This window comes from Cupriavidus sp. 05N39, assembly GCF_056397325.1.
Genome location: NZ_JBFTNE010000126.1, coordinates 1 through 18,395 on the forward strand (window position 1 = coordinate 1; position 18,395 = coordinate 18,395).

Annotated in this window: 19 protein-coding genes and 1 pseudogene; 17 read left to right on the forward strand and 3 right to left on the reverse strand. The window is 66.8% G+C overall.

Annotated elements, in window-relative coordinates:
• The 12 genes from AC1DN0_RS35830 to AC1DN0_RS35885 form a co-directional block, all read left to right on the forward strand.
• Positions 1 to 876 (forward strand): DNA polymerase III subunit gamma/tau C-terminal domain-containing protein (locus AC1DN0_RS35830; RefSeq protein WP_477111424.1); only part of this gene is annotated, 876 nt, incomplete at its 5' end.
• Between the two features lie 85 nt (positions 877 to 961).
• On the forward strand, positions 962 to 1,192 hold the full coding sequence (locus AC1DN0_RS35835) for a YbaB/EbfC family nucleoid-associated protein (protein ID WP_477146405.1): 231 nt from the start codon (positions 962 to 964) through the stop codon (positions 1,190 to 1,192).
• 20 nt (positions 1,193 to 1,212) lie between these two features.
• Positions 1,213 to 1,536 carry an antibiotic biosynthesis monooxygenase family protein gene (locus AC1DN0_RS35840; RefSeq protein WP_441632007.1) on the forward strand — a complete coding sequence of 108 codons (324 nt, stop codon included), beginning with the start codon at positions 1,213 to 1,215 and terminating at the stop codon, positions 1,534 to 1,536.
• Positions 1,533 to 2,147, forward strand: coding sequence for a recombination mediator RecR (gene recR, locus AC1DN0_RS35845; protein WP_045239450.1), 615 nt, complete (start codon positions 1,533 to 1,535; stop codon positions 2,145 to 2,147). The genes AC1DN0_RS35840 and recR overlap by 4 nt, the downstream gene beginning before the upstream one ends.
• A gap of 52 nt (positions 2,148 to 2,199) precedes the next feature.
• On the forward strand, positions 2,200 to 3,105 hold the full coding sequence (locus tag AC1DN0_RS35850; protein WP_035874805.1) for a LysR family transcriptional regulator: 906 nt from the start codon (positions 2,200 to 2,202) through the stop codon (positions 3,103 to 3,105).
• Between the two features lie 162 nt (positions 3,106 to 3,267).
• Positions 3,268 to 4,464, forward strand: coding sequence for a CaiB/BaiF CoA transferase family protein (locus AC1DN0_RS35855; RefSeq protein WP_441632010.1), 1,197 nt, complete (start codon positions 3,268 to 3,270; stop codon positions 4,462 to 4,464).
• Entirely contained in the window at positions 4,461 to 5,435 is a 975-nt protein-coding gene (locus tag AC1DN0_RS35860) for a hydroxymethylglutaryl-CoA lyase (protein WP_441632012.1), read from the forward strand. The genes AC1DN0_RS35855 and AC1DN0_RS35860 overlap by 4 nt, the downstream gene beginning before the upstream one ends.
• 110 nt (positions 5,436 to 5,545) lie before the next feature.
• Positions 5,546 to 6,580, forward strand: a complete 1,035-nt coding sequence (locus AC1DN0_RS35865; RefSeq protein WP_441632014.1) for a Bug family tripartite tricarboxylate transporter substrate binding protein — start codon at positions 5,546 to 5,548, stop codon at positions 6,578 to 6,580.
• 316 nt (positions 6,581 to 6,896) lie between these two features.
• On the forward strand, positions 6,897 to 7,943 hold the full coding sequence (locus AC1DN0_RS35870) for an ABC transporter substrate-binding protein (protein WP_441632016.1): 1,047 nt from the start codon (positions 6,897 to 6,899) through the stop codon (positions 7,941 to 7,943).
• 225 nt (positions 7,944 to 8,168) lie between these two features.
• Positions 8,169 to 8,981, forward strand: a complete 813-nt coding sequence (locus tag AC1DN0_RS35875; RefSeq protein WP_035874817.1) for an ABC transporter ATP-binding protein — start codon at positions 8,169 to 8,171, stop codon at positions 8,979 to 8,981.
• Positions 8,982 to 9,110: 129 nt separating this feature from the next.
• Positions 9,111 to 9,902: an ABC transporter permease gene (locus AC1DN0_RS35880; RefSeq protein ID WP_441632018.1), complete on the forward strand. Its 792-nt coding sequence runs from the start codon at positions 9,111 to 9,113 to the stop codon at positions 9,900 to 9,902.
• A 278-nt stretch (positions 9,903 to 10,180) separates the two neighbouring features.
• Positions 10,181 to 10,885 (forward strand): hypothetical protein, encoded by a 705-nt coding sequence (locus AC1DN0_RS35885; protein WP_441632020.1) that lies wholly within the window; start codon positions 10,181 to 10,183, stop codon positions 10,883 to 10,885.
• Between the two features lie 29 nt (positions 10,886 to 10,914).
• On the opposite strand, the gene AC1DN0_RS35890 is transcribed toward AC1DN0_RS35885, so the two are convergent.
• On the reverse strand, positions 10,915 to 12,321 hold the full coding sequence (locus AC1DN0_RS35890; RefSeq protein ID WP_441632022.1) for a sensor histidine kinase: 1,407 nt from the start codon (positions 12,319 to 12,321) through the stop codon (positions 10,915 to 10,917).
• The gene (locus AC1DN0_RS35895; protein WP_441632024.1) at positions 12,318 to 13,016 is read right to left on the reverse strand and encodes a response regulator; all 699 of its coding nucleotides are present in this window, start codon (positions 13,014 to 13,016) and stop codon (positions 12,318 to 12,320) included. Before AC1DN0_RS35895 ends, AC1DN0_RS35890 begins: the two co-directional genes overlap by 4 nt.
• A 269-nt stretch (positions 13,017 to 13,285) precedes the next feature.
• On the opposite strand from AC1DN0_RS35895, the gene AC1DN0_RS35900 reads away from it, so the two are divergent.
• A complete protein-coding gene (locus AC1DN0_RS35900; RefSeq protein ID WP_441632026.1) occupies positions 13,286 to 14,347 on the forward strand; it encodes a porin in 1,062 nt (353 codons plus the stop codon).
• 115 nt (positions 14,348 to 14,462) lie between these two features.
• On the opposite strand, the gene AC1DN0_RS35905 is transcribed toward AC1DN0_RS35900, so the two are convergent.
• Entirely contained in the window at positions 14,463 to 15,437 is a 975-nt protein-coding gene (locus AC1DN0_RS35905) for an NADPH:quinone oxidoreductase family protein (protein WP_441632066.1), read from the reverse strand.
• Between the two features lie 220 nt (positions 15,438 to 15,657).
• On the opposite strand from AC1DN0_RS35905, the gene surE reads away from it, so the two are divergent.
• The 4 genes and pseudogenes from surE to AC1DN0_RS35925 all read left to right on the forward strand — a co-directional run.
• Positions 15,658 to 16,410 carry a 5'/3'-nucleotidase SurE gene (surE, locus tag AC1DN0_RS35910; RefSeq protein ID WP_045239443.1) on the forward strand — a complete coding sequence of 251 codons (753 nt, stop codon included), beginning with the start codon at positions 15,658 to 15,660 and terminating at the stop codon, positions 16,408 to 16,410.
• 28 nt (positions 16,411 to 16,438) lie between these two features.
• Positions 16,439 to 17,335, forward strand: a complete 897-nt coding sequence (locus tag AC1DN0_RS35915; protein WP_441632028.1) for a protein-L-isoaspartate(D-aspartate) O-methyltransferase — start codon at positions 16,439 to 16,441, stop codon at positions 17,333 to 17,335.
• A gap of 8 nt (positions 17,336 to 17,343) precedes the next feature.
• Positions 17,344 to 18,198: a peptidoglycan DD-metalloendopeptidase family protein gene (locus tag AC1DN0_RS35920; RefSeq protein ID WP_441632030.1), complete on the forward strand. Its 855-nt coding sequence runs from the start codon at positions 17,344 to 17,346 to the stop codon at positions 18,196 to 18,198.
• A gap of 6 nt (positions 18,199 to 18,204) precedes the next feature.
• Positions 18,205 to 18,395 (forward strand): annotated as a pseudogene (locus tag AC1DN0_RS35925) (RNA polymerase sigma factor RpoS); the annotation flags it as partial.

Sequence of the window (18,395 nt, forward strand, 5' to 3'; positions counted from 1 at the left end):
CGCCAGGCCTCCGCCGCGCGTGGCGGAGGCGGCTCGCGCCTGCCGCCGCCTGCCGCCGCGCCGGCGCCACCGCCGGCTGCGCGCCAGCCCTCGGCCCAGCCTTTGCGTCCGCCTGGTCCGCCTGCGACAGTGTCACGGCCGGCGGCACCCGCTCCGGCTGCAACAACGCCCGCGCGCCGGGAAGCGCCGCCGTCACGGCCGGCCGCCATGGAAGCCAATGACGCCGGCCCGGGCAATGACGTGCCGCCGTGGGAAAACGCGGGCAGCAGCGACGTACCGCCGTGGGAGGACCTCCCGCCGGACCTGCCCATGATCGGGCCGTATGACAGCGATCCCGAACCGATGCCGGCGCGCCAGCCCGCGCCGCGCAGCGAAACCGCCACGCGGCCCGCGCCGGTTGCCCGCGCACCGGTCCAGGCCGCGCCGGCCGAACCCGCCGAGCCCGTGCGGATCACGCCGCCGAAACCGCCGGTGGCAGGCGAGGATGGCTCGCCGCCGGCCTTTACCGGCGCCTGGCCGGAGCTGGCTGCCAGCCTGCCCCTCAAGGGCCTGGCGCAGCAGCTTGCCTACCAGAGCGAACTGGTACAGGTGGTAGGCCGTACTTTCCACTTGCGCGCGCCGGTGGCACCGATTACCGAGGCTGGCGTCGTCGAACGCCTGCAACAGACGCTGGCCGAGCATCTCGGCGTCGACGTGCGGGTGCAGTGCGAAATTGGCGCGGTGGCCGATACCGCCGCAGCCGCGGATGCCCGGGCCCGTGCCGAGCGCCAGCGCGAGGCCGAAGCCACGATCGCAGGGGATCCTTTCGTGCAGGGTTTGCTGCGCGAGTTCGGCGGCACGATCCTGGAAGGATCGATCCAGCCGCGCGCCGCCTGAGCGCCGCTTATTTTTGCAAGGCCGCCGGCGCCCATGACGCGCGGCGRCCCGTAACTTCTATCCAATCGCTAATCAGGAGCATTCCATGATGAAGGGCCAACTGGCCGGGCTGATGAAGCAAGCCCAGCAGATGCAGGAAAACATGAAGAAGATGCAGGAGCAGCTCGCGCTGATCGAGGWCAAGGAACTGCTGGAAGACCTGGTCGCGGCTGCCTTCAACGACGCCGTGCGCAAGGCCGAAGCCACTTCGCAGGAAAAGATGGGTTCGATGACTTCCGGCCTGCCGCTGCCGCCGGGCTTCAAGTTGCCGTTCTGAGCCAGTTACGGAGCTCGCGCATGATTCTCGAATCCGCAGTGTTGCCGGTGCGCCCGGGCCAGGAAGCCGCCTTCGAGGCGGCCTTCGGGCAGGCGCGCCATATCATCGCGGGCATGCCGGGTTTCCTCGGGCTTGAGTTGCATCGCGGCATCGAACAACCGTCCGCTTACCTGCTGACGGTACGCTGGCGCACGCTGAAAGACCACACCGTGGGATTTCGCGGTTCGCTTCAATACCAGCAATGGAAAGCCCTGTTGCATCATTTCTACGAGCCGTTCCCCACCGTACTGCATCACACGCCGGTGGTGAGCATGACGGCGCCGGCCCTGGGAGACGCAGCGTGAAAGGCGCCCCCCCGACCTCGCTGCAGGCGCTGATCGAGGCGTTGCGGGTGTTGCCCGGCGTAGGCCCGAAATCGGCCCAGCGCATGGCTTACCACCTGCTGCAGCACGACCGAGAGGGCGCCCGCAAGCTGGGTGACGCGTTGCGCGGCGCGGCCGATGGCATCAAGCATTGCTCGCGCTGCAATACCTTCACCGAGCAGGAAATCTGCTCGACCTGCCTGGACGAACGGCGCGATGCCTCGCTGCTGTGCGTGGTGGAAACCCCGTCCGACCAGATCATGATCGAGCAGACGCTGACCTATCGTGGCCAGTATTTCGTGCTGATGGGCCGGCTCTCGCCACTCGACGGCATCGGCCCGCGCGAGATCCACCTGGACCGGCTGCTGGCGCGCGCCACGGATCCCGCCATGGGCGGACCCGTGTCGGAGGTGATCGTCGCCACCAATTTCACCAGCGAAGGCGAGGCCACCGCGCACTATGTCGGCGAGATGCTGAAGGCGCGCGGGCTCAAGGTGTCGCGCCTGGCGCGCGGCGTGCCGGTGGGTGGCGAACTCGAATACGTGGATGCCGGCACCATCGCCCGCGCGGTGATGGACCGGCGCTCGGTCTAGCCGTGCCGGACTGCCTCGCCCTGTATCCGGCCGTGCGCTTGAACGCAACCGCATGAATCTCGCCCGCTTCGACCTCGTCACGCTCGGCCTGTTCGTCGCCGTGGCGCGCCAGGGCAGTATCTCCGCCGGTGCGCGCCAGTCCCACCTGGCGGTGGCGGCGGCCAGCAAGCGCATCTCGGATCTGGAGACCGCGGTCGGGGCGCCGCTGTTCTTCCGCCACGCGGCCGGCGTGCAGCTGACCGAGGCCGGTCAGGCATGCTTCCATCACGCGCTGACCATCCTGCAGGACGTGGAGCGCATGGCTGGCGTGATGTCGGACTATGCCAGTGGCGTGCGCGGCCAGGTGCGCGTCTGCGCCAATACGTCGGCCATCACGCAGTTCCTGCCCGACGACCTGGCGACCTTCATGGCGCTGCATCCCACCATCCGTATCGAGCTCGAGGAGCAGAACAGCAGCGAGATCGTCGCCGCCCTGGTGGAGAACCGGGCGGATGTGGGCATCTTTGCCGACCGCACGCCCAGCGCGGGCCTGGTCACGGTGGAGTACCGGCAGGACGAACTGGTGCTGGTGACACCGCCAGGCCATCCGCTCTCCGAGCGCGGGCCGGTGCGCTATGCGGACACCCTCGAATACGATTTCGTCAGCTTGCCGCAGGTTACTTCGCTGGCGGCCCGCCTGCTGGAGGAAAGCAGCCGGCTGGACCGGCCGTTCCGCCTGCGCATCCAGGTACGYAGCTTTGACGCCATGTGCCGCATGGTGATGGCGGGGCTGGGCGTGGGCGTGCTGCCGCGCATCGCGGCCGAGCCGCATGTGCAGTCGATGGGCTTGTCGCTGGTGGGGTTGCAGGACGCCTGGGCGCGCCGTTCCCTGCTCATCGGCATGCGCGATCCGGCTGGCCTGACGGTGTCGGCGCGGCTGCTCATTACCCACCTCTGCGGCGACCGCGCGCCATTCTGAACCCCCGAGGGCTTTCGCGTTCCGAGAAAGCCCGCTTCTCCGAATGCCGATTCCGCCAGCCGCGCGGCTGGGGCACACTGCGTCGAAACAAGGCGTGGTGCCGGCAACGGCCACACGCCAGCCCCAATCGACATTGCGACATCGCACGGAGACACCCCCATCATGGCGCGACAGATCCTCGAAGGCATCCGGGTCCTGGAACTCGGGCAACTGATAGCCGGCCCCTTCGCCGCCAAGACCCTTGCCGATTTCGGCGCCCACGTGGTCAAGGTGGAGCCGCCGGGGCAGGGCGATCCCCTGCGCAAATGGCGCATGCTCTACGAGGACACCTCGGTCTGGTGGGAAGCGCAGTCGCGCAACAAGCAGTCGATCTGCATTGACCTGCGCAATCCCGAGGGCCAGGAGGTGGTGCGCAAGCTGGCGGCCGAGGCCGACGTGCTGATCGAGAATTTCCGTCCGGGCACCATGGAAAAATGGGGCCTGGGCTACGAGGCGCTCCGCGCGGAGAACCCCGGACTGATCATGGTGCGCGTGTCCGGCTATGGCCAGACCGGCCCGAAGAGGGACGAGCCCGGTTTTGCGGCGGTAGCCGAGGCCATGGGCGGCCTGCGCTATCTCACCGGCGAGCCGGGGCGTGCCCCGGTGCGCGCGGGCCTGTCGCTGGGCGACACCATTGCCGGCCTGCATGGCGCGCTGGGCGTGCTGCTGGCGCTGTATGAGCGCGATGCGCGCGGCGGCGAAGGGCAGGTGATCGATGTCGCGCTGTACGAGTCGCTGTTCAACCTGAGCGAGAGCCTGTTGCCGGAATACTCGGCCTTCGGCGCGGTGCGCCAGCCGGCCGGCGGCGCGTTGCCGGGCATCGCGCCGTCCAACGCCTATCCCTGCGCCAGCGGTGAATACGTGCTGGTGGCGGCCAACGGCGACGCCATCTTCAAGCGGCTGATGCATGCCATCGGCCGCGCCGACCTGGCTGAAGATCCGGCGCTCGCGCGCAACGACGGCCGCGTCAGCCGTGTCGACGAGATCGATGCGGCGATCACGGCGTGGACACGGACACAAGGCGTGGAAGACGCGCTGGCGGTGCTCAAGCAGGCCGAAGTGCCATCGGGCCGCATCTACACCGTCAAGGACATCTCGGAAGATCCGCACTACCGCGCGCGCGGCGTGATCGAAAGCGTGACTGCGGCCAGCGGCCTGACGGTCGAGGTGCCGGGCATCATGCCGAAGCTCTCGGCAAGCCCCGGCGCCATTCACGATCGCGCCCCTACGCTGGGGGAGCACACCGATAGCGTGCTGGAGGCCGCCGGTTTCGACGCCGCCACCATCGCCGAGCTGCGCGCGCGCGGAGTGGTCGCATGAGCGCCGCCATTTCCACCCGCCTGCGCGGACCGGGCCGCATCGAGATCAACGAAGTGGCGCCCCGCGATGGCCTGCAGATCGAACCGGTGGTGGTGCCCACCGACGCCAAGGTCGCATTCCTGGACGCCTTGTCGGCCTGCGGCTTCGCCCGCATCGAGGCCACGTCCTTCACATCGGCGAAGGCTATCCCGGCGCTGGCCGACGCCGAGGCCGTGATGCATCGCATGGCGCGCGCCGCGGGCGTGCGCTATACCGCGCTGGTGCCCAACCTGCGCGGCCTGGAGCGTGCGCTGTCGTGCCGGCCCGATGAGCTCAACCTGGTGATGTCCGCCAGCGAGACCCATAACCGCGCCAACCTGCGTATGACGCGTGTCCAGTCGCAAGCCCAGTTGCTGGCGATGACCGAGGCCGCCAACGCGGCTGGCGTGCCGGTCAATGTTTCGCTGTCCACGGTGTTCGGCTGTCCCTTCGAAGGCGAGGTGGATCCCGATGCCGTGATGGCGCTGGCCGAATCCTTCGCCAGCGCCGGCGCGGCCGGCATCACGCTGTGCGATACCACCGGCATGGCCTATCCCAGCCAGGTCGCCTCGCTGTGCGAGCGCTTCCAGCAAGGCCTGCCGCAAGCCGGCCTGACCATTCACCTGCATAACACCCGCGGCATGGGCCTGGCGAACGCGCTGGCCGCCTGGCAAACGGGGGTGACGCGTTTCGACGCCGCCGCGGGCGGCCTGGGCGGCTGCCCGTTCGCGCCGGGTGCAAGCGGCAATGTCAGCACCGAAGAGCTGGTGCACATGTTCGCGGCAATGGGCGTGGATACCGGAGTGGACCTGGGGCGCCTGCTCGATGTGGTGGCCGGGCTGCCGGCGCTGGTCCAGCGCGACACCGCCAGTCAGTTGCTGCGCGCGGGGCCGCGCCTGCGCACGCATCAGCCGCCGGCCTGGCTGGCCGAACATTTCGGCGGGCAGCACTGACGCCGCACGGCCATACCGAATCCCGAAGAACGGTTGCGCACCGCGCGGCGAGGGCTGGCGCGGGCGCTGTAAAAGACCAAGATCAACAAGCACCAAGCAGGAGACGCTCCATGCCTCGCATCCCGGCATTTGCCAACGCACGTCCGCATTCTTCCCTGTCCGTATCGCCGGCGCGCCGCAAGACACTCGCCGCCGTGGCGCTGGCAGCCGCCAGCCTGGCGGGTACTTCCGCCTGGGCCCAGGACAGCAGCTATCCGAACCGGCCTGTCACGCTGGTGGTCTCCGCCGCCGCCGGCGGCACCACCGACCTGGCCGCACGGATGATCTCCGAGCCGCTGTCCAAGGCCCTCGGCCAGCCGGTGGTGGTGGACAACCGGCCCGGTGGTTCAGGCGGCATTGCCGCGCAGACCGTGGCGCGTGCCAAGCCGGACGGCTATACGCTGCTGGTGCAGTACTCTGGCTTCCAGGTCATCACGCCGCTGCTGACGAAGACCTCGTGGGACCCGGTGAAGGACTTCGCGCCGGTCGCCAACCTTCTGTCGGCGCCGCAAGTGCTGGTGGTGCGCCCGAGCCTGCCGGTCAAGACGCTCAAGGAACTGGTGGCGTATGCCAAGGCCAATCCCAACAAGCTCAACTACGCGTCGTCGGGGAACGGCTCGCTGCAGCACGTTTCCACCGAGTTGCTGAACCAGATGGCCGGCATCCAGATCACCCATGTTCCATACAAAGGCACCGGCCCGGCCATGACCGACCTGCTTGGCGGCTCGGTCGATCTCACCATCACCACGCCGCCGCCGTTGATGGGCCATATCCAGGGCGGCAAGCTGCGCCCGCTGGTGGTGACCAGCAAGCAGCGCCTGCCCAGCCTGAAGGACGTGCCGTCCGCGCCGGAAGCCGGGTACCCCGACCTCGACGTGTCTTCGTGGTTCGCCATGTACGCGCCGGCCGGCACGCCCAAGCCGGTCCTCGACAAGCTCGCGGGCGAGATCGAACGCATCATGCAGACCGAGGCCTTCCGCAAGAAGGCCGAAGAACTCGGCGCCGAGGCGAAGTTCATGGGGCCGCAGCAGCTCGCCACGTATCAGCGCAACGAACTGGCGCGCTGGGGCAAGGTCATCAAGTCGGCCGATATCCACGCGGAATGAGGCGCGCGTCGGGCTGGCCGTCAGGGCGATTCCGCAAGGCCATCGAGTAAAGCCGGTCAGTAAGGCGGTCGAAAGGCACGACCTGTATTGTTAGTGCCCCGCATGCCGCCATGCGGAGCCGCACTGTAGGTGTTGATCCCGATGCGACCCGGCGCGGCATCGGCTAGCATCGCAACTTGCCGCTTCGCGGCACCACGGAATCCGTGGCACGCCGTGGCACGCATGAGCGCGAGATCGGCGGCTGGCGTCGGCGGATGGCACGCAACGGTGCATGCCGCCGGCCGGCAGCCGGGTACAACAGGTAGGAGAGAGAAAAATGTATAACAAGAAGTTCTGGAAGCAGGCGCTGCTCGCGCTGGCGCTGTTCCTTGCGGGTTGGTTCACGTTCGGTGGCTACGCCCAGGCGCAAGGCAAGCCCGAGAAGGCCAAGATCACCATCGCCGTGGGTGGCAAGAACCTGTTCTACTACCTGCCGCTGACCATCGCCGAGCGCCTTGGCTACTTCAAGGATGAAGGCCTCGACGTCGAGATCGTCGACTTCGCCGGCGGTGCCAAGGCATTGCAGGCGGTGGTGGGCGGCAGCGCCGACGTGGTTTCCGGCGCCTACGAGCACACCATCAACCTGCAGGCCAAGGGCCAGCAGTACCAGGAGTTCGTGCTGCAGGGCCGTGCCCCGCAGATCGTGCTGATGGTTTCCAACAAGACCATGCCCGACTTCAAGTCGGTGGCCGACCTGAAGGGCAAGAAGATCGGCGTGACCGCGCCGGGTTCGTCGACCAATATGATGGCCAACTTCGTTCTGGCCAAGGCAGGGCTGAAGGCGTCGGACGTTTCCTTCATCGGTGTCGGCGCCAGCGCCGGCGCGGTGGCGGCAATGCGCTCCGGCCAGATCGACGCGATGGCCAACCTCGATCCGGTGGTGTCGATGCTGACCCAGAAGAACGAAGTCCGCATCGCCTCGGATACCCGCACGCTGAAGGACACCCAGGCCGTGTTCGGCGGCAATATGCCGTCGGGCTGCCTGTATGCATCGGTGGCGTTTATCCAGCAGAACCCGAACACCACGCAGGCGCTCACCAACGCCATGGTGCGCGCGCTCAAGTGGCTGCAGAAGGCCGGTCCGTCGGACATCGTCAAGACCGTGCCTGAAAGCTACCTGCTGGGCGACCGCGCGCTCTACCTGGCTGCCTGGGAAAAGGTCAAGGAAGCCATCTCGCCGGACGGCAGCATGCCCGCCGACGGCCCCAAGACCGCGCTGAGCGCGCTGCAACAGTTCGATCCGGACCTGAAGGGCAAGACCATCAAGCTGGAAAACACCTTCACCAACAGCTTCGTGCAGAAGGCAAACGCCAAGTACAAATAAGGCATCGCCCGCGCCCAGGGTGCCGGCGGCCCGCTGCGTGCAGCGGGCCTTTGCATTGGCAAGCGCCGATGCCGGCCATGGCATCGGGCACGCCGCCTTGAACTTGCCTTCCACGTTATTCCTGTCACGCGGTACTGCGCTGTCCGTATCGCTTGCACGGTTCGCACCGTTCGCACCGTTCGCGCAGTCAGCGTTATTCAGCACCGTATCCGCCAAGAGCCTGCCATGAGCACTGCCGCACTTTCCCTCGACAACGTCACCTGCACCTTCGTCTCGCGCGAAGACCGCAGCCAGCGCTATACCGCCGTCAAGGATGTCACCCTGGATATCCAGCCGGGTGAATTCGTCTCCGTGGTGGGGCCGACCGGCTGCGGCAAGTCCACCTTGCTTAATGTGGGGGCGGGTTTGCTGCAGCCCTCGATTGGCGAGGTGCGCGTGTTCGGCGAGCCGCTGCGGGGCATCAACACCCGCGCCGGCTACATGTTCCAGGCCGAGGCCCTGATGCCTTGGCGCAGCGCACTCGACAACGTGATCGCCGGGCTGGAATTCCGCGGCATGGCGCGCGCCCAGGCAGAGCAAGAGGGCGAGGCCTGGCTGCGCCGCGTTGGCCTGGGCGGTTTTGGCGACCGCTATCCGCACCAGCTCTCGGGTGGCATGCGCAAGCGCGTCAGCCTGGCCCAGACCCTGGTGCTCGATCCGGACATCATCCTGATGGATGAACCGTTCTCCGCGCTCGACATCCAGACCCGTCAGCTGATGGAAAACGAAGTGCTCGACCTGTGGGCGGCCAAGCGCAAGGCGGTCCTGTTCATCACCCACGATCTCGATGAGGCCATCGCCATGAGCGATCGCGTGGTGGTGCTGTCGGCGGGGCCGGGCACGCACCCGATCGGCGAATTCGCCATCGACCTGCCGCGTCCGCGCGATGTCGCCGAGATACGCAATCACCCGCGTTTTGTCGAACTGCACGCCGCGATCTGGGATGTGCTGCGCGAGGAAGTCCTCAAGGGCTATGCGCAGCAGCGCAAGGTTGCGTGAGTTGACTACCGTCACTTCGCGCGGCGCATAGCGCGCAACGAACTCCGCGAGCGCGCCGGTCGCCACGATGGCCCGGCCCGCCCGCTTCCCACTCAATCCTGTCTGATTTAAATTCGAACTCCGATTCCCATGGCTTTCCGTCCCGACTCCAAGGGCATGCTGCGATTCTGGCAGTTGCTCGTCCTCGTGGTGATCCTCGGCGCCTGGCATATCGCCACGCGCTCGCAACAAGTTGCCTTCTTCTTCGGCGAACCGCTGATGGTGGCCCAGCGTATCTGGAACTGGTTCGTGGTCGAGCGCGATATTTATATCCACCTCGGCGTGACCCTGATCGAGACGCTGCTGGCTTTCGGCATCGGCACGGCGGCGGGGCTCGGCGTTGGCCTGTGGCTGGCGCTCAGCCCGCTGACGTCCGCCATCCTCGATCCCTACATCAAGGCCATGAACTCGATGCCGCGTGTGATTCTGGCGCCGATCTTCGCCGTGTGGTTCGGTCTGGGCATCTGGTCCAAGGTGGCGCTGGCGGTGACGCTGGTGTTCTTTATCGTGTTCTTCAACGTCTACCAGGGCGTCAAGGAAGTCAGCCCGGTGGTGCTGGCCAATGTGCGCATGCTGGGCGCAAACCAGAAACAGCTGCTGCGCCATGTCTACCTGCCGAGCGCGACCAGCTGGGTCTTCTCCTCGCTGCATACCTCGGTTGGCCTGGCTTTCGTGGGCGCGGTGGTGGGCGAATACCTGGGCTCGGCGCGGGGCGTGGGTTACCTGATCCTGCAGGCCGAAGGCACTTTCGACATCAACACCGTGTTCGCCGGCATCGTGGTGCTGACCGCGGCGGCGCTGGTGCTCGACACGCTGGTGGGCATCGTGGAGAAGCGATTGATGAAGTGGCAACCGCGTAGCGGGGAGACCGAGCGCTTGTAAGACTGGCATCGGCATGGCGCGGCGGCGATCGCGCGTGGCAATAGGAGCGGCCGGAGGATGACTTTCCTCCGGCCGTGTTTATTTTGCGAGGTAATTGCGTAGCCTGCCCTGGTGCCGCTTCATCTGGCACTGTCGACGGGGGTAGGGCGCAATTGTCGGGCGTAATGTTTTGTGTTTAAGACAATTATTTTCACCTAGAATCGGGACCTGATTTCCATTGCCCGAGACATGCTGCGCGTTCCAGCGCCGAGGCGCCGGGACGCGCAGGCAAGCCACCGATGCCATTGACGTACCCGATACCGACTGCCGGCCGCGGCGCCCGCAGCCAGCGCCTGATCGTGGCCGCACTGGTGCTGGCGGCGCATGTCCTGGTGTTGGCGCCGGTGCCCTGGCCTGCCCGGCAGTTGCTTTCCGAACCGCAGCGGCGGGACGAAGCCGGCGCGAAGGCCTTGCAATGGGTCACCGTCATGCCTTCCGCGGCGCCGCCAATCCCTGTCATGCCAGCACACGCGCCACTTGCCGCGACCACGCGTGGCCAGCCTGCAGTCGGAGCGCGCCCCGCCGCACGGGCTGAGCAGCCCGTGCAGCCGCCTGCCGCGGCAACGGTCTCTGCGCACCCTACGCGTGCGGCACCCTCCGGTGCCGCCACGGTACCCATGTTGCGGCTGGAACCGCCTGCCTCCGGCGACGCGCCGCCAGTCCCCGGCGCCGCACTGGACAATATCGCCCGCAGCAGGCAGCGGGGCGGGGCGAGCTTCGAGCGCGCAGCCTCGGATGCGGTGGCGTCGCCCGCGCGCCGGCTTGCCGCGGGCATTGCTGCCGCGGCACCGGGCGCGGATCTCGGCGAAGGGCAGGCGGGTGTGAATCGCACCGCGCGAGTGCGGGGCGCAGCGGGAACCTACTGCCTGCGCGCGAAGGACCCCAGCCTGAAGGTCGATCCTTTTCGCCAGGAGCTTGCCGTGCCGACCAATTGCCCGCCTTAGCGGCACCGTCGAAGGCAACGCGATGCGGGTCAGGTGGCGGCACTCGCAGCCGCCACCGGCGCAAAGCGTACGCTGACCGTCAGGCCGCCACCCGGCGTTTGCTCGAGCGTTACCGTGGCGCCATGGGTGCGTGCAATCTCGCGCACGATCGGCAGGCCAAGGCCGCTGCCTTGCTGCGCCTGGGTGGATTCGCCACGATAGAAACGCCGGAATACCTTGTCGCGCTCCTCGTCTGCAACGCCGGGACCGTTGTCGATCACCTGCAGCAACGGCTGTTTTCCCCGCGCGGCCACGTGGACCGTCACCTGCGCGCCATGGCCGGCATAGCGGATCGCGTTGTCTATCAGGTTGCCGACCAGCTCCTGCAGCAGTTCTGCCTGTCCCATCGCGTGTACCGGCGCCTGGGCCTCGAAGCCCAGGTCGACCCGGCCGGCGCGCGCCACCGCTGTCCATTCGAGCGCAGCGTCCCTGGCGAGCAGGTCGAGGCGCAGGGGCTGCAGTGCCGGCGCATAGCCGCTGTCCGGTTCCAGGCGCGATAGCGACAGCAATTGTTGTACGCCTCTGGCCGCCTGGCGCACGGTATCGTGCAGCGGACGCAGGTGGCGGCGAATGCGTTCGCCATCGTGCTCGCGCAGCGCGAGCTCGGACTGTGCCTGCATGATCGCCAGCGGGGTCTTCAACTGGTGGGCCGCGTCGGCAAAGAAGCGCTTGCGCGCGAGCAGCATGCGGTGCAGGCGCGCGACATATTGGTTGATGGCCTCGACCAGCGGTTGCATCTCGGCGGGCAGGTGCCGATGTTCCAGCGGCGCCAGGTCATCGGCGCCGCGCGCGGCCACCGTGCCGCTGAGCCGGTGCAGCGGCCGCAGGCCGCGCCGCACGCCAAGCCAGACGATACCCAGTGCCAGCGTCACCAGCACCAGTTCCTGCTGCAGCGAACCGGTCAGGATCTCGCGCGCCAGCATCTGGCGCGGCTCGATGGTCTCGCCGATCAGTACCCAGACCAGCCGCGTCTGTCCCGACGGCGTGTCGCGCACCGGCAGTGGCTGGGCCGCCATGCGCACCGGCTCTCCCCGGAAGCGGGCATCGTAGAAAACGGTCTTGTAGAGCTGGGGCTTGGGCGCGGCAGGCATCCGGAGGTCGTCGTAGCCGGTCAGCGTGGCCCCTTTTTCATCGCGAATCACGTAATAGATGCGGCTGCCGGCCTCGGACTCGAAAATCTCCAGCGCCAGGTAGGGCACGTCGATGGCGAAGCGGCCTTCATGCAGGCGGATGCCTTCGCGCATCGACTTGAGCGAGGCTTCCAGCGTGCGGTCGAATGCCACGTGGGCGGCATCCATGGCGCGGTGGTAAGTCATCCATGCGTCGAGCGCCAGCAACATCAGCAACGGCAGCAGCAGCCAGAGCGACAGCTGCAGGCGCAGGCTCGGTACTTTCATCGCGCGGCGGGCAGGGCCGCGCCAGCCTGGGCGCCCGCATCGAGCAGGTAGCCCAGCCCGCGCAGGGTGACGATGGCCACGCCGCTGCCATCCAGCTTCTTGCGCAGGCGGTGCACGTAGATCTCGATGGCATCGGGGTTGACCGACTCGTCGATGCCGAAGATTTTCTCCGACATGGCCTCCTTGTTGACGGCGCGTCCGTCGCGCAGCATCAACACTTCGAGCACCGCGCGCTCCCGCCCGGTCAGTGCCAGCGTTTCGCCGTTCAGCGTAAACGCGCGGCTGATCCCGTCATAGCACAGCGTGCCGCATTGCAATTGCGTGCTCTCGTGCCCGTGGCTGCGGCGTATCAGCGCGCGGGCGCGGGCTTCCAGCTCGGACAGGTCGAACGGCTTGGACAGGTAGTCGTCGGCGCCGAGATTGAGCCCCTTTACCCGGTCCTCGACGGATCCGTGCGCGGTCAGGATCAGTACGGGCAAGGCATTGCGCCGTTGTCGCAGGCGCCGCAGCACCTCGAGCCCATCGAGCTTGGGCAGGTCAAGGTCGAGGATGAGCAGCGCGTAGTCCTGCGTCGCCAGCAGGTGATCGGCGGCCCGCCCGTCGTGCATGCAGTCGACGGCGAAGCCGGCCTGGGTCAGCGCTTCGACCAGCGCATTGGCCAGCATCACATTGTCTTCAACAAGCAGGATTCGCATGGTTTAGGCGAGGGCAGGGCCCCCTTGAAAAGCGGAAAAGTCAGCGCGCGCCACCGCAATGGCGAAATCGGCAGCCGCAGAGGAATACAGGCATCCGGCCCGACTTTGAAGCTAGGGAAACTCCCAACCCCCAACGCCCGTGGGCCGATGAAATCCGTCGAATTTCGAAAGCGAACTGAAAGTGCGCCTGCCATACCATGCGTGCCATCCCGGGGGGCTGCCCCGGCACCAAACAACAACGCACCACGACTACGACAAGAGGAGACGTCATGAAGTTGAAATCGATCGCGCTGGCAGCACTGGGCATGAGCCTGGCCGGTACCGCCGCGGCGCAATCCAGCGTGACCCTGTACGGCATCATGGATGCCGGCATCGAATACGCCAGCCACGCCGGCCCGGACGGCTCGGTAACGAAGCTGGTCTCGGGCGGCAAGAACACGTCGCGCTGGGGCATGCGCGGCGTCGAGGACCTGGGCGGCGGCCTGAAGGCGTTGTTCCAGCTGGAAAGCGGCATCGCCATCGATACCGGAAGGCTGGACTCCGAGGGCACGCTGTTCGACCGCCGCGCCATCGTCGGCTTGTCCAGCAACAAGTACGGGCAGGTTGTGCTGGGCCGCACCTTTACCACCACCTACGATTTCATGCTGCCGTTCGACCCGATGGGGTACGCGCCGAACTACTCCTGGGCGACTTCGTCCACGGCGACCGGCGATCGCAAGGACGGCTTGTTCTCGCGCGCGTCCAACGCGATCCGCTATGACGGCAATTTCGGCGGCGTGAAGCTGGGCGCCACGGTAGCGCTGGGCGAAGTGGCCGGCAGTTTCAAAAGCTTGTCCAAATACGACCTCGGCGTGGGCTACAGCGCGGGCGGCTTCGCCGCGGCCGCCACCTGGGATCGCCAGAACGGCGCCGGCACCAGCACCACGCCGGCCGACGCGACGGATTACATCCAGGGCATTCACGCCGGCGCCAGCTACGCCTTCGGCGACCTGAGACTCTATGCCGGCTACCGCAACTACAAGCGCGCCTTTACCACCGCCGCAGCATCCCAGCGCAGCGACATGTACTGGGGGGGTGCTTCGTACGATTTCACACCGGCCTTCACGCTGTATGGTGCCGTCTACAAGCAGAATATCAAGGGTGGCAGCGACGCCGATCCGATTCTGTTCTCGGTGCGGGCCCAGTACGCGCTGTCCAAGCGCACCACGGCTTACCTGTCGGGCGGCTACGCCAAGGCCCGCAACGGCCAGAACGTGAGCCTGTCGCGTGATTTCATTGGCTATGCGAACAACCAGGTGGGCGTGACCGCCGGTCTGCAGCATCGCTTCTGAACGGCGGGGCGGGGCGCCGCCGCCATGGTGACGTGAAGATCGACGGCGCAAAAAAACGCCTGGCACCAAGGCGCCAGGCGTTTTTTCTTTTGCACCGCGCCGAAGGCGCGCGCGGTCAGGGCACGATGACGATCTTGCCGGTGACCTTGCGTGCTTCCATGTCCTTCAGGGCCTGCGGCGCCTGCTCCAGCGGATAGCGCGCGGAGATATGCGGRCGGATCTTGCCTTCCTTCATCCATCCCAGCATCTGCGCCATATTGGCCTGGTTCGCCTTGGGTTCGCGCCGTGCGAAATCGCCCCAGAACACGCCCACCAGCGAGGCGCCCTTGAGCAGCGCGAGGTTCAGCGGGAGCTTGGGGATTTCGCCATTGGCGAAACCCACCACCAGGTAGCGGCCGCGCCAGCCGATCGAGCGGAACGCCGGCTCGGCGTAGATGCCGCCGACCGGATCGTAAATCACGTCGGGTCCGCGTCCTTCGGTCAGCGCCTTGACGCGCTCGCGCAGGTCTTCGGTGCTGTAGTTGATCAGCGCATCGGCGCCATGGTCCTTGCATACCGCGAGCTTCTCGTCGGTGGAAGCTGCCGCGATCACGCGCGCGCCGATGGCCTTGCCGATCTCGATCGCGGCCAGGCCCACGCCGCCGGCGGCACCGAGTACCAGCATGGTCTGGCCGGCCTTCAACTCGCCGCGGTCGATCACCGCGTGGTGCGAGGTGCCGTAAGTGAGGGTGAATGCCGCGGCGGTTTCGAAGTCGATGCCCGGCGGCATCGGCACCACCGCGCTGGCGGGCGCCTTGGCTTGCGAGGCAAAAGCGCCGTTGCCGAGATAGGCGATGACATTGTCGCCGGGTTTGACGTGCGTCACGCCTTCTCCCACCGCGTTGACCACGCCGGCCAGCTCCGAGCCGGGCGAGAAGGGCAGTTGCGGCTTGGCCTGGTATTTGTTCTGGATGATGAGGACGTCGGGGAAATTCACGCCGGCCGCCTTCACGTCGATGACCACTTCGCCCGCGCCGGGCGCCAGGTCGGGCAGGGTTTCAAGAACCAGCGAATCAGGCGGGCCCCAGGCTTTGCAAAGTACGGCTTTCATCATGTCTCCGGTGATATGTTCGATGCCCGGCAGAGTATGGCGCAAATGGGTGAACGCGAGGTCCATGCGCGTTGCGCCAGACAGGCCCGGGCAAGTGTAGCGCAAAAATAGCACGATCGTTCTGTTGCGCACCAGTGGCCATCTTCGGCGGTCGGTCGGCAGCACGATTTGCGGTACGGACAGGGCGCTCGCAGCAGCCTTGTCAGGTACAATCGCGCCCATGCATATCCTCCTCGCAAACGATGACGGTTACCTGGCGCCGGGGCTTGCCGCGCTACATGCCGCGCTGGCGCCGCTGGCTCGCATCACGGTGATCGCGCCCGAGCAAAACCACAGCGGTGCGTCGAATTCGCTGACCTTGCAACGGCCCCTGTCGATCTTCGAGGCGCGCGAGGGCGTGCAGAAAGGTTTCCGTTTCGTCAACGGCACCCCGACCGATTGTGTGCATATCGCGCTGACCGGCCTGCTGGACGAGAAACCGGATCTGGTGGTGTCAGGCATCAACCAGGGCCAGAACATGGGTGAGGACGTGCTGTACTCCGGCACCGTCGCCGCGGCCATCGAGGGTTTCTTGCTGGGCATTCCCTCGATCGCCTTTTCCCAGGTGGACAAGGGCTGGACGCACCTCGACGCGGCCGCCCGCGTGGCGCGCGACATTGTCGAGCGCTATATTGCCAAGCCGGCGGAAGAACCCTTCCTGCTCAACGTCAATATTCCCAGCCTGCCGTTCGAGCATCTCAAAGGGTATCGCGCCACCCGGCTAGGCAAGCGTCATCCCTCGCAGCCTGTCATCACGCAGGTAAACCCGCGTGGCGACACCAACTACTGGATCGGACCTGCCGGCGACGCACGCGATGCGAGCGAGGGCACGGATTTCCACGCCACGGGCGAAGGTTTCGTGTCGTTGACCCCTTTGCAGCTGGACCTGACACACCGCGGGCAGCTCGAGCAGATCAACCAGTGGCTCGCATAAGCCCTTGCGCGCGCAGTATCTGGCCGTCATGAGTACCGTCCCGCGTCGCCCAAAGTTTCCCCTGTCGCTGGACGCCGTGGTCGAGCGCAAGCCCGCACCGGCGCGTACCGCCGGCATGCCTGCCGTTGGCGGGACTCGCGGCGCGGCGATGGCCGCCAAGTCGCTCGCGGCCAAGGCGCCTGCCGCGCCGACGCCGGCCGCCAGCGCCGTGCAGGCTCGCGCCAGTGCGTCCACGGCGGGCGGGGGCGGGATGGCGTCCGAGCGGGCGCGCGGCGCGTTGGCGGCGCGGTTGCGCGCAGCGGGCATCCGCGACGAGCGTGTACTCGACGCAATTGCCACTATCCCTCGCCACCTGTTCGTCGAGCCTGGGCTGGCTTCGCAAGCGTATGAAGACGCGGCGTTGCCGATCGGCCACCAGCAGACCATCTCCAAGCCGTCGGTGGTGGCACGCATGATCGAACTGTTGCGCGATGGCCTCGCCGCCGACGAGCCGCTGGAGCGCGTGCTGGAGATCGGCACCGGCTGCGGCTACCAGGCGGCGGTACTGAGCCTGGTGGCGCGCGAAGTGTTTTCCATCGAGCGGATTCGTCCGCTCCACGAACAAGCCAAAGCGAACTTGCGGCCGTTGCGGGTGCCAAACCTGCGCCTGCACTATGGCGACGGCATGCTGGGCTTGCCGCAGGCGGCGCCGTTTTCGTCGATTATCCTGGCGGCGGCCGGCATGGAGGTGCCGCAGGCGTTGCTGGAGCAGCTGGCAGTCGGCGGGCGGCTGATCGCGCCTGTGGCGGTGGCGCCCCCCGCCGGCGGGCCGGGCCAGACCGTCACACAGCAGTTATTGTTGATCGAGCGGCGTAACCGGCATCGTTTTCACCGGACCGCGCTTGAAGCCGTTTTCTTTGTGCCATTAAAATCGGGCACTATCTGAGTCGAACTATGCACAATATCGTGAACACGGAACGTATCGCCCGCGCCGGGCAGCTCGCCACCGCCTCCCTGTTGCTGGCCCTGCTGGCGGCCTGCGCTTCCTCGCCCATGCCCGCGCCGGTGGTGGACCGCACCTCCGGCGCCGGTGTCGCTGGCGTCGTCCCGCTGGAGCCTGCGCCGCCTGGATACTATCGCGTCAAGCGAGGCGATACGCTTTATCGAATCGCGCTCGAGAACGGCCAGTCCTACCGCGATGTCGCGGCCTGGAATTCGCTCGCGAATGCGAATCAGATTGAGGTGGGTCAATTGTTGCGGGTGGTGCCGCCGGGTGCCGATGTGAATGCGGGCTCTGGCGTGGCCACCGTGCCGGTGGCGCCCGGCAGCGTGCAGGCGCAGCCGATCGACCAGGCTCGTCCGGTTCCCACCCCGATTCCGTCGACTGCCGCCGCTGGCGGGGCTTCCGCGCCCTCGGCGCCCGCGTCCGCCGCCGCCGCTGATGGCACAATCAAGCTGGCATGGCCGGTCACCGGCCAGTTGATCGGACGATTCGACGAAAAAGGCAACAAGGGCATCGATATTGCCGGCAAGAAGGGCGATGCGGTGCAGGCTGCCGACGATGGCCGTGTGATTCACGTTGGCCCCTTGCGCGGCTACGGGAATCTTGTCATCATCAAACACAACGATACATATCTCACTGCTTACGGCCACAACGACAAGGTGCTGGTGACGGAGCAGGCAACGGTCCGCAAGGGACAAAAGATTGCAGAGATGGGCAACAGTGACACCGATCGTGTGAAACTGCATTTCGAGGTACGCAAGAACGGGAAACCAGTCGATCCGATGCGGTATCTGCCGCCACAGTGAGGGTTCATGCCACGCCAGAAAACTGTCTCTACCGGAAGCACCAGCCGGACCCGGCGTTCCAAGCAGCCGGAGTTGCAGCAGTCCGCTGGCGTGGCGCGAGCCGACGCCGATTCCGAAGCCTATGAACAGGACCCGGCCGCCGACATGGTTCCACTGACCGATGAGCCCATCACCACGGGTACGGCGGTAGGATCTGT

Bases quoted from the DNA above. Each gene is read 5' to 3' on its own strand.
- AC1DN0_RS35840 (WP_441632007.1), top strand. From the start codon at position 1,213: ATGATTCTCGAATCCGCAGTGTTGCCGGTGCGCCCGGGCCAGGAAGCC.
- AC1DN0_RS35855 (WP_441632010.1), top strand. From the start codon at position 3,268: ATGGCGCGACAGATCCTCGAAGGCATCCGGGTCCTGGAACTCGGGCAA.
- AC1DN0_RS35860 (WP_441632012.1), top strand. From the start codon at position 4,461: ATGAGCGCCGCCATTTCCACCCGCCTGCGCGGACCGGGCCGCATCGAG.
- AC1DN0_RS35865 (WP_441632014.1), top strand. From the start codon at position 5,546: ATGCCTCGCATCCCGGCATTTGCCAACGCACGTCCGCATTCTTCCCTG.
- AC1DN0_RS35870 (WP_441632016.1), top strand. From the start codon at position 6,897: ATGTATAACAAGAAGTTCTGGAAGCAGGCGCTGCTCGCGCTGGCGCTG.
- AC1DN0_RS35875 (WP_035874817.1), top strand. From the start codon at position 8,169: ATGAGCACTGCCGCACTTTCCCTCGACAACGTCACCTGCACCTTCGTC.
- AC1DN0_RS35880 (WP_441632018.1), top strand. From the start codon at position 9,111: ATGGCTTTCCGTCCCGACTCCAAGGGCATGCTGCGATTCTGGCAGTTG.
- AC1DN0_RS35885 (WP_441632020.1), top strand. From the start codon at position 10,181: ATGCCATTGACGTACCCGATACCGACTGCCGGCCGCGGCGCCCGCAGC.
- AC1DN0_RS35890 (WP_441632022.1), bottom strand. From the start codon at position 12,321: ATGAAAGTACCGAGCCTGCGCCTGCAGCTGTCGCTCTGGCTGCTGCTG.
- AC1DN0_RS35895 (WP_441632024.1), bottom strand. From the start codon at position 13,016: ATGCGAATCCTGCTTGTTGAAGACAATGTGATGCTGGCCAATGCGCTG.
- AC1DN0_RS35900 (WP_441632026.1), top strand. From the start codon at position 13,286: ATGAAGTTGAAATCGATCGCGCTGGCAGCACTGGGCATGAGCCTGGCC.
- surE (WP_045239443.1), top strand. From the start codon at position 15,658: ATGCATATCCTCCTCGCAAACGATGACGGTTACCTGGCGCCGGGGCTT.
- AC1DN0_RS35915 (WP_441632028.1), top strand. From the start codon at position 16,439: ATGAGTACCGTCCCGCGTCGCCCAAAGTTTCCCCTGTCGCTGGACGCC.
- AC1DN0_RS35920 (WP_441632030.1), top strand. From the start codon at position 17,344: ATGCACAATATCGTGAACACGGAACGTATCGCCCGCGCCGGGCAGCTC.